At 54.0% G+C, this 16,107-nt stretch carries 11 protein-coding genes and 3 pseudogenes; 9 read left to right on the top strand and 5 right to left on the bottom strand.

The features are described from left to right. Nucleotides 1-70 precede the first annotated feature (70 nt). Complete coding sequence (locus tag HV157_RS24460) at nt 71-298, top strand: hypothetical protein (RefSeq protein ID WP_014170703.1); 228 nt, start codon at nt 71-73, stop codon at nt 296-298. A gap of 191 nt (nt 299-489) precedes the next feature. Here the strand turns inward: HV157_RS24460 and fucR are convergent, their stop codons facing one another. From fucR to fucP, 5 genes are all read right to left on the bottom strand, one after another. Continuing rightward, the gene (gene fucR, locus HV157_RS24455) at nt 490-1,218 is read right to left on the bottom strand and encodes an L-fucose operon activator (RefSeq protein ID WP_138013978.1); all 729 of its coding nucleotides are present in this window, start codon (nt 1,216-1,218) and stop codon (nt 490-492) included. A 56-nt stretch (nt 1,219-1,274) separates the two neighbouring features. Continuing rightward, on the bottom strand, nt 1,275-1,697 hold the full coding sequence (gene fucU / locus HV157_RS24450; protein WP_032678451.1) for an L-fucose mutarotase: 423 nt from the start codon (nt 1,695-1,697) through the stop codon (nt 1,275-1,277). 1 nt (nt 1,698) lies between these two features. Next, nucleotides 1,699-3,117, bottom strand: coding sequence for an L-fuculokinase (gene fucK, locus HV157_RS24445; protein ID WP_182269086.1), 1,419 nt, complete (start codon nt 3,115-3,117; stop codon nt 1,699-1,701). 102 nt (nt 3,118-3,219) lie between these two features. Continuing rightward, entirely contained in the window at nt 3,220-4,995 is a 1,776-nt protein-coding gene (gene fucI, locus HV157_RS24440; protein ID WP_121339400.1) for an L-fucose isomerase, read from the bottom strand. Nucleotides 4,996-5,025: 30 nt separating this feature from the next. Continuing rightward, complete coding sequence (gene fucP / locus HV157_RS24435; RefSeq protein WP_113656145.1) at nt 5,026-6,336, bottom strand: L-fucose:H+ symporter permease; 1,311 nt, start codon at nt 6,334-6,336, stop codon at nt 5,026-5,028. 543 nt (nt 6,337-6,879) lie between these two features. Here fucP and fucA point away from each other — a divergent pair. The 8 genes and pseudogenes from fucA (at nt 6,880) to HV157_RS24395 (ending at nt 16,011) form a co-directional block, all read left to right on the top strand. After that, nucleotides 6,880-7,527: an L-fuculose-phosphate aldolase gene (gene fucA, locus HV157_RS24430; RefSeq protein WP_020883353.1), complete on the top strand. Its 648-nt coding sequence runs from the start codon at nt 6,880-6,882 to the stop codon at nt 7,525-7,527. Between the two features lie 27 nt (nt 7,528-7,554). Next, the gene (fucO, locus tag HV157_RS24425; RefSeq protein ID WP_121339398.1) at nt 7,555-8,703 is read left to right on the top strand and encodes a lactaldehyde reductase; all 1,149 of its coding nucleotides are present in this window, start codon (nt 7,555-7,557) and stop codon (nt 8,701-8,703) included. A 607-nt stretch (nt 8,704-9,310) separates the two neighbouring features. Then, a pseudogene (locus HV157_RS24420) lies at nt 9,311-9,996 on the top strand (IS3 family transposase); the annotation flags it as partial. 672 nt (nt 9,997-10,668) lie between these two features. Beyond that, nucleotides 10,669-12,177, top strand: coding sequence for a group II intron reverse transcriptase/maturase (gene ltrA, locus HV157_RS24415; RefSeq protein WP_001189111.1), 1,509 nt, complete (start codon nt 10,669-10,671; stop codon nt 12,175-12,177). Between the two features lie 80 nt (nt 12,178-12,257). Beyond that, a pseudogene (locus tag HV157_RS24410) lies at nt 12,258-12,747 on the top strand (IS3 family transposase); the annotation flags it as partial. Nucleotides 12,748-12,756: 9 nt separating this feature from the next. Further along, a pseudogene (locus tag HV157_RS24405) lies at nt 12,757-13,461 on the top strand (IS5-like element IS5 family transposase); the annotation flags it as partial. 298 nt (nt 13,462-13,759) lie between these two features. After that, nucleotides 13,760-14,671 (top strand): acetamidase/formamidase family protein, encoded by a 912-nt coding sequence (locus HV157_RS24400; protein WP_038416293.1) that lies wholly within the window; start codon nt 13,760-13,762, stop codon nt 14,669-14,671. Then, complete coding sequence (locus HV157_RS24395; RefSeq protein WP_038416294.1) at nt 14,668-16,011, top strand: APC family permease; 1,344 nt, start codon at nt 14,668-14,670, stop codon at nt 16,009-16,011. The genes HV157_RS24400 and HV157_RS24395 overlap by 4 nt, the downstream gene beginning before the upstream one ends. Nucleotides 16,012-16,107: the final 96 nt, after the last annotated feature.

Raw genomic sequence — 16,107 nt, 5'->3', positions numbered from 1 at the left:
CGCGCCGTCCTGATCCCCCTCGCCTTCACAGAGAAGGTGCTTAAGCAGATAACGACCAACAAGGTGAGATATGAAGAAAGTCATCGTCTTTTTCAATGGTAAACCGAGCAATGTTGTCACCGTGCTTAAGGGTATTACATCCATACGGCAGGAATATCCGAATGGTGAAGCGATAAACCTGCAGATAATGTCCGCAGGTTTTCCTTCTCTGACCGGCGATCATGAAGTGGTATATGTGGCGTCGGACAGGGAGCTGACTTCTCAGGAAATTCTGGATGCGGCTAAGAAATATTTATAATTATTCTGAATGTATGGCTGTTCTTGTAGATGCCCTTATTTAAGGGTAATCCCCTTCTTATTTGTGCTGCTAACATCTTTTGTTTACCCTCCCCGCGTTAAAAATCTTATACGGAATGAATAATACGTTAACGCTATCGCGAACAAACACATCCCTAATAGACTTAATTGCGTCATAATGTGTCAGGTGGCTTATTGTCTCAGCCCTGATTCATTCAGTTGTGTGTCAGACACAATATGCGTTACCTCATCCAGGTGCCCAATTCTGGCCTCCCCTGAACGATTAAACTTACTCTTATCTATCAACAATAAAGACTGAGAAGCGCGCTTGAGTAGCAGCGATTTGAAGCCAGCGTTGACACTGTTGGAATCCCACAACCCTCCATGACTGTCTATCCCTTCGCAGGAGAAGATAAACAGGTCGATGTCCAGCAGTTTAAGTTGTGAAATCAACGAGGGGTTAACGTAGCAGCCATACTTACGCTCGAGTTTACCGCCGGAGCTAATAAGTTGAATCTGTTCACGTTTGCCCAGTTCCAGGCAGATGGGGTGACTGTTAGTAAAGACCTGAATATCGATGTCAGGCAGTTGACGCGCAAGGTACCAGCAGGTTGAGCTGGCATCCAGGGCAATGACCATCCCGGCTTCAATCCACTCCAGCGCTTCTCTGGCGATATCCGCTTTATGCGTGAAGTGGCTCTTAAGGCGAATATGAAAAGGATCGCCGCTGTCCTGGTTTTCCCGGTGAATATATTTCGCCCGACCGTGGTTGCGCAGCACTTTTCCCTGCGCCTGCAGTTCGCTGAGATCGCGGCGAATGGTCTCTTTACTGACGTTAAGCTGGGTGGATAAAACGTCCGTCGTCAGACTATGATGCTGAATCAACAGGTCGATTATCGTTTGCTGACGTGCCTCTTTCATTTTTTCTCACCCATCATTCGATACACGCCCGCGCTGGCGGGCGCACCGGCATGAGATTACGGCGTTACCCCCTTTTTTAAAAGAATATTCCCGTATTTAGCACACTCCCCTGTGACAACGATCGCAAAGGATTTTTTGGCACGTGCGTAAAACGCATAGCGGTCAATGCGGGTAATTGCCGGACAGGGTGCCTGACGTGAAAGCGCATCGCGATAGCGAGCCTCAACACGGGGATCGAGGGAGTCACCCTCAACTGCAGCCATCATCACCAGTGGCGGCGCGTAGCTGTCGAGCTCAAACAGCGGGATAATCGCATGCAGCAATTCGCTGACCTTTAGCCCATCGGCACGTATAACCTGCGGTCCCATAGTGTGGGCGGGGAAATGGGCATCAGAAAAAATAATCTCATCGCCGTGGCCCATTTCGGCCAGGACTTTCAGTAGTTCAGGTGATATTAACGGTGAAATCGTTTTTAACATCTCAAACTCCCTCAATCGGTGCAGATTCGGTTTCCGGAAAGAAGTAGCGGTACTGATAATGCATCTGCGCTCTGGCGTGTTCCGGGCTCGTAAATTCTCCGACCCCGTACCAGCCAAACAGGGCTGCCCCCGCGACAGTGGTTTCTGCATCATCAAGTACCTTGATGGGGATGCCGAGCATATTGGCTTTGATCTGGTTCCACAGCATGTTACGGCTGCCACCGCCGACCAGCAGCAGTTCAGTCGCGTTGAAGTGACCAATCTTTTCCAGCGTGCGCAGATTCTGCGCCAGCTGCCCGGTGAGGCCCTCCAGCGCAGCGCGATAAAAATGACCGCGTGTGGTGTTGAGTGTGACGCCCTCCCAGCCCGCATGCTGACAGCCGAGGAGATCACAGTGCATTTTCACCCCTTCGGACCCCATGGGTATGCGGCGGGCTGTCTCAATCAGCGTTTGCCAGGGCGTCTCTTCGGTCCAAAGCAGTTTACGTACCCATTCAAGTACGCCCGATGCCAGCCACTGCATGCCAGGGTTATACAGCCCTGGCTGGCTGTCCAGTTCGCAGGTAGAACCGACGTAGCGACTGAGCAGCGGCGTGTTGACCTGCGCACTGCGCACCATCAGGATCTCCCATGTTCCCGAGGAGAGGACGGGTTCATCCGCCGCGGCACCTGCACCAAACAGCGCAAACTGGGTATCGTGTCCGGCGGAAATCACCGGGATACCGGCGGGCAGGTCAAGCCATTGGGCAGCATCAGATTGTAATTTACCGACGAGCTCACCGGCTTCCACCAGACGTGGGAAGAGCCGACGCGGCAAACCCGCCGCCTGCAAAATTTCATGGCTGAAATCGCGCTGTTGAATATCCAGCATCTGGCTGGTCCCTGCCATAGTAACGTCGGTGGTGAATTCGCCGGTCAGACGGTGGTTAATCAGCGACGAGATAAACAGCCAGGCGTGTGCCTGTTCCAACAGCTGCGGGTGATTTTCTTTTAGCCACACCAGCTTATACAGCGTATTGAAGCCAAATGCCCCCACGCCGGAAATGTCCTGAAGCCGCTGAGGTGACAGCAAGCGGCCAATATTTTTCATCACTTCGGCAGTGCGTGGGCATTTCCAGCTGATGATTGGGTAGAGCAGCCTGCCGTGCTCATCGACCAGCGCGCCATCAACGCCGAAGGTGGTCACCGTGACGCCGCGAACGCGACAGTTTGCCAGACTCGTCTTCAGCGAGCGGCAACAGTCCGCGAAGCGTTGCATAATGGCCTCGAGAGACCACTGGTGCCAGGCGCTATTTTCTATGGCGATGTCGCTGGCATTTGCCGTAGCGGCACGGGCGATAATTTTGCCCTGCCGGTCAACGGCAATGGCCCGGATATTGGTCGCTCCGCAGTCGAGAACCAGAATAACCTCTTGTTTCATAGCAACTCCTGAAACGTCGCCGGCTAACGTGTCGCTTATCCGGCCTGCAATTCGGTGTTTTACAGGCCCGGTAAACATACGCTACCGGGCAAAAACGTTTACTCAACGTTTGTACAGCGGGCCATAGTTTTGACAGGCGCGGTAATCCTGGCCTTCGCTATCCATGCCGTGCGCAGCCCAGGCGGAAGGACGATAGACCTTCGACTCTTCCACGTTATGCATGCAGACCGGAATTCGCAGCATTGATGCCAGGGTGATGAAGTCTGCGCCAACGTGGCCGATGGTCAGCACGCCATGGTTTGCCCCCCAGTTCGCCATCACGGAATAAACGTCGGTAAAGGGACCTTTACCCGTCAGACGTGGCGCAAACCAGGTGGTCGGCCAGGTTGAGTTGGTACGGGCGTCAAGCTGATCGTGCATCTCTTTCGGCAGTTCCACGCTCCAGCCTTCTGCAATCTGCAGAACCGGGCCAAGACCTTTGATGATATTCACGCGGGTCATGGTGAACGGCACGCCGCCTTCCGTCAGGAAGCGAGAAGAGAAACCGCCGCCGCGGAAATATTCATGTATCGCCGGACACCATTCGGTGGCCGCCAGGCAGGCATCAACCTCCTGCTGGCTAATGTCCCAGAATGGCTTCATCGTTGGCTTGCCATCGCTGCCGCGCTGTTTGCATGAGCCATCGAGAGCCGCAGAGCCGGAGTTGATCAGGTGGATAATACCCTTCTCAGCCAGACCGCTGAGCGGTTGACCGGTCACACGCGCTACCGCGTCTGGAGACCAGTAGGTGCGCACGTCGGCGAACACCTGTGCTGTGCCGGTCAACTGGTGGCCCATTAGCATCGCCACGCCGTTGAGGCTGTCATTTTCGGTCGCGACGACAAAGGGTTCACGCACGCCATTCCAGTCAAAGGAGCTGTTAAGCAACGCTTCGGCGGTATCGCCGTTCGGGTATTGATCGGTCCAGTGACGCTGGCCCTGGAAGCCTGCCGCAATGGCGTTGTAGCCCAGCGATTCTTCCACCCGCCCTTTTTCCGCCAGTGCTGGGTTGCCCTGCATCATGTCGCGGATACACATCGCCATCAGCAGGCTCTCTTTCAGCACCTCACGGTTCTGCGCTTCGTTACGCTTATACTGCTGCGCGTTCTGGTCTTCGCCGTAACGGAAGTTTTTGTCCGCCCAGGCCAGCGCCATTTCCAGTTCGGTTTCATCGAAGATTTTCTGATCAATGCGGCGGCGCAGTTCAGTCATATCAACTGCCTGTACCTTCATCCCCAGCCAGGATTCGAAGAAGTTAGGGTCGACGATGGAACCGGCAATCCCCATCGACACACCCCCAATGGAGAGATAGCTTTTCCCTTTCATACTGGCGACGGCTAAACCGGCACGCGCAAAGCGCAGCAGTTTTTCCTCAACATCTTCGGGAATCGAGGTGTCGTCGGCGTCCTGGACATCATGACCATAAATAGAGAATGCCGGAATCCCTTTCTGGCTGTGTGCAGCCAGCGCGGCGGCCAGATAAACGGCACCCGGACGTTCAGTCCCGTTAAAACCCCAGATGGCTTTCGGACGCATGGGGTCCATATCGATCGTTTCGCTCCCGTAGCACCAGCACGGCGTCACGGTGATGGTCACGCCGACGTTCTGGCTGCTGAATTTTTCTTCACAGGCGGCGGATTCGGCCATCCCCGCAATGCAACTGTCAGCAATGACGCATTCAATTTGCTCGCCGTTGGGGTGACGAAGCTTTTCAGTGAGCAGCGCAGCGGTGGCGGTGGACATATTCAGGGTTTGCTCCTCCAGAGACTCACGAACCCCCATACGACGACCATCAATCACCGGACGGATACCTATTTTCGGTAAGCTGATTTTTTTCATGACAGATCCCTCACGTTTTCGGATACAGGTTTAATTCGTTGCCGCTTGCGAACGGAAACGGGCAAAGATGAAGATGACGGCAAAACACACTGCCGGAACCAGTTCTGCTGTTGGGATATTGCCTGCAGCATCGCTGACAAAGCCCATGACCGGCGTCACAATCCCGCCGCCGATAATGGTCATGACGATGAATGACGAGCCGTATTTGGTGTCCTGACCCAGGTTCTTAATCCCAAGGGAGAAAATGGTTGGGTACTGAATAGACATAAATGCACTGCACAGCGTTAGGGCCAGTAGACCGAAATGGCCGCCGAATACGGCGGAGAACAGGCATAGCACCATGGCAAGCAGGGCATAAGCGGCCAGTACTTTATGCGGTGCGAAGCGGCTGATTAGCCATGTACCGGTAAAACGACCGATGAAGAAGCACACCATGGTGCCGGTCAGGTAGTTGGCAGCGAAACCTGGCGTCATGCCGGGGATCTCTTCAATAGCGTACCGGATCAGGTAGCTCCAGCAGGCAGTTTGCGCGCCGACATAGCAGAACTGCGCCAGCACCGCCCAGCGCCAGTGGCGAATACGGACCAGACGGGAAAGAGAGGCAGAAAATGTGCTTTGTGTGCCGTCGACGTGATTATCGCTCTGAAGGACCGGAAATTTGGTCAACATAATCAGCAGGGCGACCAACAATACAATTGCCACGATAATCATATAAGGCGTTTGTACGGATAACACCAGGCTGTGCTTATAAATGCTTAGCTGTTCTGGCGTCATTTTATCGAGTACCGACTGAGAGTGATGCGGTACGTTAGACAAAATTAGGCTTTGTCCAAACACAACGGCAATAATAGCGCCAAAAGAATTAAAAGTTTGCGCCAGATTAAGACGGAAATGACCACCACTCTCTGGCCCCAACACTGTAACAAAGGGGTTAGCAGCAGTTTCAAGGCAACCTAACCCCGCCGCTATAATAAAAAGACCGACAAGAAACAATGTATAATTCATTAACTCAGCCGCAGGCCAGAATAATGCAGCACCAATGGCATATAAAAACAACCCGGTAATAATACCTGCCTTATAGCTGAGTTTTTTCATCAGTATCCCGGCAGGAACTGGAATGACAAAGTAGCCGAAATAGAACGCAGATTGTATCAGGCCAGCCTGGAAGTTTGTCAGGGTAAAGGCTTGCTGAAACTGGGGGAGTAAAATGTCATTCAGGTTATTAGCGACTGCCCAAAGAAAAAACAGTGAGCAGAGTAACGCGAAAGGAATAATGTAACGCTGGGCTTGCCCGGCATTGACCGCACGAAAACTCTGCGTTGGTATTGTTGTATTTCCCATAACACCCTCGTTAGTCAGAAGCGTCAGAATGTGACTTTCCTTTCTTGCCAGACGGTAAAAATAAAAAGGTGCTTTACTCTTACTGGCGCGAATCTGGCGATCGGAATGATCTCGTGAATGCATTTTCATGTAAAAAAGGGGGGCGAATATGATGACAATCACATTTAACGGCAACGCGATATCTTTATGTGATCGTTATCACTTTAAATTTAATAAAAACGCCCCCCGCCGGGGAAAATAAACATTAAAAACCACAACCCCAGTGACCGATTTAATGTATTACTCCGAAAACGGGCATTTTCACGGTAAAAATCATCAAAACGACTGTTTGAATAAAAATCTTCTGAATCGGTCATTTTTACCGAAATGAATTAATCGAATAAGGATCAATTCCCGACTATTAATTGACGGCGATCACAAAGTGCAACCACCGTAATTCTTTTAGCGTTATTCCCTATAAAGATGGTGCGCAAATATACGGTTAATTCATCAGGACAACAGGCTTGTTCTGCTGGTGCTTTAGATCATCAAGAGAGGTAACAAATGGAACGAAATAGACTGGCGCGGCAGATTATTGATACCTGCCTGGAAATGACCCGCCTGGGGCTAAATCAGGGCACGGCTGGCAACGTCAGCGTGCGCTATCAGGACGGGATATTGATAACGCCAACGGGGATCCCCTATGAAAAACTGACGGAGTCACACATCGTTTATATTGATGCCGACGGTCAGCATGAACAGGGCAAACTGCCTTCCAGCGAGTGGCGTTTCCATATGGCCGCGTACCAGACGCGTCCGGATGCGCAGGCGGTGGTGCATAACCATGCGGTGCACTGTACCGCCGTGTCTATTCTTAACCGCCCTATCCCGGCCATTCATTACATGATTGCCGCCGCAGGCGGTAATTCCATACCCTGCGCGCCATATGCCACATTTGGGACACGCGAGTTGTCCGACTATGTCGCCTTTGCCCTCAGGAACCGCAAAGCAACGCTGTTACAGCACCACGGCTTAATTGCCTGTGAAGCAAATCTGGAAAAAGCCCTGTGGCTGGCGCATGAAGTTGAAGTACTGGCACAACTGTACCTTTGCACGCTGGCAATAACGGATCCGGTCCCGGTACTGGATGACGATGCTATCGCCATTGTACTGGAAAAATTCAAAACCTACGGACTGCGCATTGAAGAATGACATCACATAGCAAACAGGAGAAATGCCATGGCGAAAAGAATGATTTTGAACGAAACGGCCTGGTTTGGCCGGGGCGCGACAGGGATGCTTTGCGATGAGGTAAAGCGTCGCGGCTATCAAAAAGCGCTGATTGTCACCGACAGGACGCTGATACAGTGTGGCGTGGTGGCGAAGGTCACGGATAAGCTGGACGAAGCGGGGTTGACCTGGGAAATATACTCCGGCGTGCTTCCTAACCCGACAATCGGAATAGTACAGGAAGGGCTGGGTGTTTTTCAGAACAGCGGCGCAGATTACCTTATCGCTATCGGGGGCGGCTCGCCTCAGGATACCTGTAAGGCAATCGGTATTATCAGCAATAACCCGGCGTTTAAGGATGTTCGTAGCCTTGAAGGCCTGTCCCCAACCCGTAACCCCAGCGTACCCGTTCTGGCCATTCCCACTACAGCCGGAACAGCGGCTGAAGTGACCATTAACTACGTAATCACTGATGAAGAGAAGCGGCGTAAATTTGTTTGCGTCGATCCGCACGACATTCCGCAGGTCGCTTTTATCGATGCAGATATGATGGACGGTATGCCGCCAGTGCTGAAAGCAGCAACCGGCGTTGATGCGCTGACCCATGCGATTGAAGGGTATATCACCCGGGGCGCATGGGCCTTGACCGATGCGCTACACATCAAGGCGATTGAGATTATTGCCGGCGCGCTGCGCGATTCAGTCAAGGGCGATCGAGATGCCGTCGAGGCGATGGCGCTGGGCCAGTATGTTGCCGGCATGGGCTTTTCCAACGTTGGCCTGGGGCTGGTTCACGGTATGGCGCACCCGCTGGGTGCTTTTTATGACACACCGCACGGCGTGGCGAATGCCATTTTGCTGCCCCATATCATGCGTTACAACGCTGACTTTACCGGCGATAAATTCCGCGATATTGCACGGGCGATGGGCGTGAAGGTTGAAGGGCTGAGCCTTGCGGACGCGCGCAATGCTGCCGTGGATGCCGTCTTCAGGCTTAATCACGATGTGGGCATCCCGCTCCATCTGCGTGAGGCTGGAGTACAAAAGGAAGATATCCCGATGCTGGCCCAGGCGGCATATGATGATGTCTGTACTGCCGGCAACCCACGGGAAGCGAGCCTGGCAGATATTAGCGAGCTGTACCATACCGCCTGGTAGTGCGACTGCGTTACCCGATTTAGAGGCCCCTTCTGGGCCGGGTGACGCAGAGAGACAGTGCCATCAGTATTTAAAACCGTGATTTCGCAGCTGACGACCGACGCCAACAGATCCTATCGGTAATGGCCATTGTTGGGCATGATTGCCCTCTTATGGTTGCGAAGTTGAAGGGTGAAACTAGGGTATACGGAGAAAAACAGGCACAAAAAAACCACCTTTCGGTGGTTTCACGACACTGCTTATTGCTTTGATTATTCTGCTTTTTCCCATGGTAGCCGGAGTGGGACTTGAACCCACACAGCGCGAACGCCGAGGGATTTTAAATTCTACGTAGGATCAATGAGTTACATAGCAGTGCATTGCGAAACTTTGCTGACGTTGAATGGTCGTCTTTGCAACCACTGGCAGAAAATGGATAGCCGTAGATTGCGTTGAGCACAGAAACAGCACAGGGTAATCGTCTACCTGGTCCTGTAAAGGAGGTTGTTGCCACACAAGCTAAAGCGCTTGACCTGCCCCCAGTATTCGGTACAACTGTCAGTTAGTAATGGACTGACCCCACCCCGGTAGACGATCCTGCCCTATAGTTTGAGTATAGGGGGAGCATATGGGCACACCACGATATACACCTGAATTTAAGGAAGAAGCCGTCCGACAGATAACGGAACGCGGTTATTCCGTTGCCGAAGTATCTGACCGTCTGGGCGTTTCTGCCCACAGCCTCTACAAGTGGCTACGGGCTATCAAACCGGATAACAGCGAGCAGCATGCCCGGGATTTACTGGAAGCCAAAAGCGAGATCCTGAAACTACGGGCGCAGCTAAAACGTACCGAAGAAGAACGGGATATCCTGAAAAAGGCCGCGCGGTACTTTGCAAGGGAGCCCGACTGAAGTACCGCTTTATCAATGAGCACCGCACTGTATGGGGTGTGATGACAATGTGTCGGGTACTGGATGTCGCCCGGGCCGGGTTCTACGCGTGGCTGCATAACCCGGTCTCGGCACGTGATAAAGATAATCAGCGTCTGCTGACGCTTATCCGTGACTCCTATTCACTGAGCGGAGGCGTATACGGTTACCGGCGGGTTCATGGCGACCTGAACGAAATCGGGGAAACCTACGGTAAAAACCGGGTGGGCCGTATTATGCAACTGAACCGGATTAAAGCCGTGCGCGGCTATAAAGCGCCGCGTCGTATCGCTGGCAGACCTTCAGTGGTTGCCCCTAATAGCGTGCAGCGGCAGTTTACTATTGTCCGGGCCAATCAGGTCTGGGTCACCGACATTACTTATAGTGTGCCCGGAGTTCAGGGCGGGCATGGATGCTTAAATGAACCGCGAGTCTGTCTGGAATATTGAACCGGTAACTCACGATGAGAAACCCAACAATCCCACCGGGTGTGACGGTGGAGAACCTGAGCGGCAGTGACCTGCGGCATGCCCGCAGGGTGATGTAACCCGCTGACAACGGGGATTGAGGCGAGATCACTAAGCCGAGATGATCCTCAAGGTTAAGTACTGAAAGGCTGAAGAACATGAACCCGTTAATCCGCCTCTGTGGGTTGAAAACGTCACCACGGCCTACGTGATCTGACAGGCCGTGCAGGAGGAACTGGCAGTGATACGTAAGCACTGCCGGTCGAAGGTGTTTTGACATGTATGCGAAACACCGGGGCAGCAGCGTCTATCACGCTTGCGTTGCTGACTTCTGCCAACTTGCGGCAAGCAAGGATAAAGAGTGCGACGGGCAGCCTCCTCAGTATGCCTGAGTCCAGGCAGGTAAACCGGGGAAGGTCAGCGACGGATGTTAAGGGGGCATGGCTCCGATGACGCGCTGGCTGGCGGAGCTTCCGTAGTAGTCCGCGATGGGGAAAGCCCATTACATGGCGAAGGGAAGCAGTTTGAATGTGTTTGCGACGTGAATTAACTGACCTAACGAGGTGAAGACCTTTGATAATCAGCGAAATGCAACGCAAGCTTGCCACATGGGCAGCCACCGATCCGTCCCTACGGATTCAACGGCTGCTGCGTCTGATAACACAACCAGAATGGCTGGCTGAAGCGGCGCGGATCACGCTTTCATCAAAGGGGGCCCATACCCCCGGCGTTGATGGCGTGAACAAAACAATGCTACAGGCCAGACTGGCTGTTGAGCTGCAAATCCTCAGGGATGAATTACTCTCAGGCCACTACCAGCCCTTGCCCGCCAGACGGGTTTACATCCCTAAAAGCAACGGCAAACTGCGACCACTGGGTATCCCCGCGTTGCGGGATCGTATTGTTCAGCGGGCCATGCTGATGGCGATGGAGCCGATATGGGAGAGTGATTTTCATACGCTCTCATATGGCTTCCGGCCTGAGCGCAGTGTCCACCACGCGATCCGCACGGTGAAATTACAGCTCACAGACTGTGGTGAAACCCGGGGACGCTGGGTGATTGAAGGCGACCTGTCCAGTTACTTCGACACCGTACATCATCGACTGCTGATGAAGGCTGTACGCCGCAGGATCAGTGACGCACGTTTCATGACTCTGCTGTGGAAAACCATCAAGGCGGGACATATCGATGTCGGTCTCTTTCGGGCGGCCAGTGAAGGTGTACCACAGGGCGGTGTTATATCGCCGCTATTATCGAACATCATGCTGAATGAGTTCGATCAATACCTGCATGAGCGCTACCTGAGCGGGAAAGCCAGAAAAGATCGGTGGTACTGGAATAACAGTATCCAACGGGGCCGAAGTACGGCGGTCAGAGAAAACTGGCAGTGGAAACCCGCGGTGGCGTACTGCCGCTATGCCGATGATTTTGTCCTCATCGTCAAAGGCACCAAAGCACAGGCGGAAGCCATCAGGGAGGAGTGTCGGGGTGTGCTCGAAGGCAGTCTGAAACTCAGGCTGAACATGGATAAGACTAAAATCACCCATGTTAATGACGGCTTTATCTTTCTGGGGCACAGAATCATTCGCAAACGCAGTCGTTATGGCGAGATGCGAGTGGTCTCAACGATCCCGCAGGAGAAAGCCAGAAACTTCGCCGCATCGCTGACAGCACTGTTATCAGGCAACTACAGTGAAAGCAAAGTCGATATGGCTGAACAACTCAACCGAAAACTGAAAGGCTGGGCTATGTTCTATCAGTTCGTTGATTTTAAGGCCAAAGTCTTCAGTTATATCGACCGTGTCGTGTTCTGGAAGCTGGCTCACTGGCTGGCCCGCAAATACCGTACAGGTATCGCTTCCCTGATGAGGTGGTGGTGTAAATCACCGAAACCGGGTCAGAGCAAAACGTGGGTTTTATTTGGTAAAACCAATCACGGCAAGCTCAGCGGCGAAATACTGTACCGGTTGGTGGGGCAAGGCAAGAAGCTGTTCCGCTGGCGGCTACCCGAAGGTAATCCCTATCTGAGGACGGAGACCAGAAACACGTATACATCGCGCTTTACAGAAGTGGCAATGGCGTTCGCCAGCATTTAAATGGAGAGCCGGATGCGCTGAAAGGTGCACGTCCGGTTCGGGGAGGAGAGGCAGGGAAATAGTCCGACTACGCCCTGCCTCTTACTCTACTCTGGACGGGTAAGCGCTGGGCGTACCTCGCCGTTGTTCTCGACCTGTTCGCAAGAAAACCAGTGGGCTGGGCCATGTCGTTCTCGCCGGACAGCAGGCTCACCATGAAATCGCTGGAAATGGCATGGGAAACCCGTGGTAAGCCCGGCGGGGTGATGTTCCACAGCGATCAGGGCAGTCATTATACGAGCAGGCAGTTCCGGCAGTTATTGTGGCGATACCAGATCAGGCAGAGTATGAGCCGGCGCGGAAATTGCTGGGATAACAGCCCAATGGAACGCTTCTTCAGAAGTCTGAAGAACGAATGGATACCGGTGGTGGGTTACGTAAGCTTCAGCGAGGCAGCTCACGCCATAACGGATTATATCGTTGGATATTACAGCGCACTAAGACCGCACGAATATAACGGTGGGTTACCCCCAAACGAATCGGAAAATCGATACTGGAATAAACTCTAACTCGGTGGCCAGTTTTTGTTGACCACTTCATTTATCCCTGGATAGCGCCTTGCCGGACCGCACCACCATCATGAATTTCCGCCACCTGCTCGAGCAGCATCAACTGGCCCGCCAATTGTTCAAGACCATCAATCGCTGGCTGGCCGAAGCAGGCGTCATGATGACTCAAGGCACCTTGGTCGATGCCACCATCATTGAGGCACCCAGCTCGACCAAGAACAAAGAGCAGCAACGCGATCCGGAGATGCATCAGACCAAGAAAGGCAATCAGTGGCACTTTGGCATGAAGGCCCACATTGGTGTCGATGCCAAGAGTGGCCTGACCCACAGCCTAGTCACCACCGCGGCCAACGAGCATGACCTCAATCAGCTGGGTAATCTGCTGCATGGAGAGGAGCAATTTGTCTCAGCCGATGCCGGCTACCAAGGGGCGCCACAGCGCGAGGAGCTGGCCGAGGTGGATGTGGACTGGCTGATCGCCGAGCGCCCCGGCAAGGTAAGAACCTTGAAACAGCATCCACGCAAGAACAAAACGGCCATCAACATCGAATACATGAAAGCCAGCATCCGGGCCAAGGTGGAGCACCCATTTCGCATCATCAAGCGACAGTTCGGCTTCGTGAAAGCCAGATACAAGGGGTTGCTGAAAAACGATAACCAACTGGCGATGTTATTCACGCTGGCCAACCTGTTTCGGGCGGACCAAATGATACGTCAGTGGGAGAGATCTCACTAAAAACTGGGGATAACGCCTTAAATGGCGAAGAAACGGTCTAAATAGGCTGATTCAAGGCATTTACGGGAGAAAAAATCGGCTCAAACATGAAGAAATGAAATGACTGAGTCAGCCGAGAAGAATTTCCCCGCTTATTCGCACCTTCCCTAACCGCATGATTCACCAGCAAATATATACCATTTATTTTTGAAAAAACTGACCTGATTGCCTTCCCATAATAATCCTGATACATTCACTGATTCCCTATACGGGAAACTCTAAATATAAAAAACACAACAATATAACCGGGATGAATGTCATGAAAATAACCAAAGATCGGGTGGTTTATGCCATGTCGCGGGATAACGCTCCTGTCGCTACCGTCAGCAGCGGAAGTGAAGTGCTGTTCGAAACATGCGACTGCTTCTCCGACCAAATCACCTCCGCCGATGCCGTGTTCAACGAACTGGACTGGCAGCGTATTAACCCGGCGACCGGGCCGGTCTACGTCGAGGGCGCCGAGCCGGGCGATGCGCTCAAGGTCACCATCAAGCGCATTACCCTGAGCAGCCAGCAGGCGGTGATGGTCACCGCACCGCAGCTCGGAGTGATTGGCGACGAGCTTGATGCTCCGAAGGTCACTATCGTCCCGATTGAAAACGACCATGCCGTGCTGCCCGGCAACGTGCGCGTGCCGCTCAACCCGATGGTCGGCGTGATCGGCGTCGCGCCTGCCGGGGAAGCCATCTCCTGCGGCACGCCGGATAGCCACGGCGGCAATATGGACTGCAAAATGATCACCGCCGGCAGCACCCTGTGGCTGCCGGTCAACGTCCCCGGCGCGCTGTTCGGGCTGGGCGATTTACACGCTGCGATGGGCGATGGTGAAGTCTCGGTCTGCGGTCTGGAAATCCCCGGCGAAGTGCTGGTCGAACTGACGGTGGTTAAAAACCGCAAGCTGCCGCTGCCGATGCTCGAAAACAGCGAGACCCTGTTTACCCTCGCCTCGGCGCTGACCCTCGATGATGCCGCCGCCATGGCTACCCGCAATATGGCGCATTTTATCGCCGACAATACCTCCCTGGCGCTGGCTGAAGCGATCAGCATTCTGAGCATCGCCGGCGACCTGCAAATCTGTCAGGTAGTCGACCCGCTGAAAACCTGCCGCTATGCGTTACCCAAATCGGTGGCGAAGCAGCTCTCCCTGAGCATCGAAGGGGAGCTGGCATGAGCGTTGAACAATTTGGCTATAAGCAGGAGCTGCACCGGGCGCTGACGTTCCGCGATCTGCTGGTCTACGGCATGATTTTTATGGTGCCCATCGCGCCGTTTGGCGTCTTTGGCTACGTCTGGGAAGGCGCGCAGGGCATGGTGGCGCTGGCCTATCTCATCGGCATGGTGGCGATGTTCTTTACCGCCATGAGCTACTGGTCGATGTCGCGCGCGTTCCCTGTTTCCGGTTCGGTATACGCCTATGCCCAACGCGGGATTCATCCCATTGTCGGCTTTTTTGCCGGCTGGCTGATCCTGCTGGACTATATTCTGGTGCCGTCGCTGCTCTATATCGTCAGCGCGGCGGCGCTGGCGCCCATGCTGCCGGGCGTGCCGGGCTGGCTGTGGATTGTCGGCTTTATCGCGATTAACAGCCTGATTAATCTGCGCGGCATTACCTTTACCGCACGCGCCAATAACACGATCCTGATCGCGGAGATCGTGGTGCTGTCGGTGTTCGTCGTCCTCGGGCTGATTGCGCTCTACTCCGGCGCCGGGGCGGGCCATCTGACCCTCGACCCGCTCTATAACGCCGATAAGTACAGCCTGCCGCTGGTGATGGGCGCGGTCTCCATCGCCGTGCTCTCGTTCCTCGGCTTCGACGGGATCTCCACGCTGTCGGAGGAAACGAAAGGCGGCGTAGATACCGTGGGTAAGGCGTCGCTGGGCGCGCTGATGCTGGTCGGTTCGCTGTTTATCCTGCAGACGTGGATTGCCGCCGATCTGGCGCAGGGCATGACGTTCAGCAGCCTCGATACCGCCTTCTACGATACCGCGAATCTGGCGGGCGGCGGCTGGCTGAAGTATGTCACCATGTGGTCGACGGTGATCTCCTGGGGGATTGCCAACGCCCTGGTGGCGCAGGCCGCCGTGTCGCGCATTCTGTTTGCGATGGCGCGCGACAAGCAGCTGCCGCAGCTGCTGGCAAAAGTGCACCCGCGGCTGAAAACGCCTTACGTTAGCACCCTGTTTGTGGCGCTGATTTCGCTGGCTTCCGGCCTCTGGTTCTACGGCGATATCGATAACCTCAGCCGTCTGGTGAACTTCGGCGCGCTGATGGGCTTCCTGGTGTTGCATATTGCGGTCATCAACCACTATCTGATCCGCAATAAGTCACGCAATCTGGTGATGCACCTGCTGTTCCCGGTGATTGGCCTGTGCATTATCGGCTTTGTGATTTATGAGATGGACGTGCAGGCCAAGGTGCTTGGGCTGAGCTGGCTGGCGGTTGGCGTGGTCTATTACCTGCTGATGCGCCTGGTGCTCAAGCGCAATGTGGAACTGAAGCTGGAAGGCTAACGCGATTTATCTCCCCGGCTCGCGCTGCGCTTAGCCGGGCTACGGGTTCCCCATCGTCTGCGGGCCGGTAGCCCGGAGAAGGCGCGTCAAGCGCCG

The sequence above is a fragment of the Enterobacter sp. RHBSTW-00318 genome, from assembly GCF_014101375.1.
In the GTDB taxonomy this organism is placed as follows: Bacteria; Pseudomonadota; Gammaproteobacteria; order Enterobacterales; family Enterobacteriaceae; genus Enterobacter; species Enterobacter ludwigii.
The sequence above is the reverse complement of the archived record's forward strand: the minus strand, read 5'-3'. Positions and strand labels throughout refer to the sequence as shown.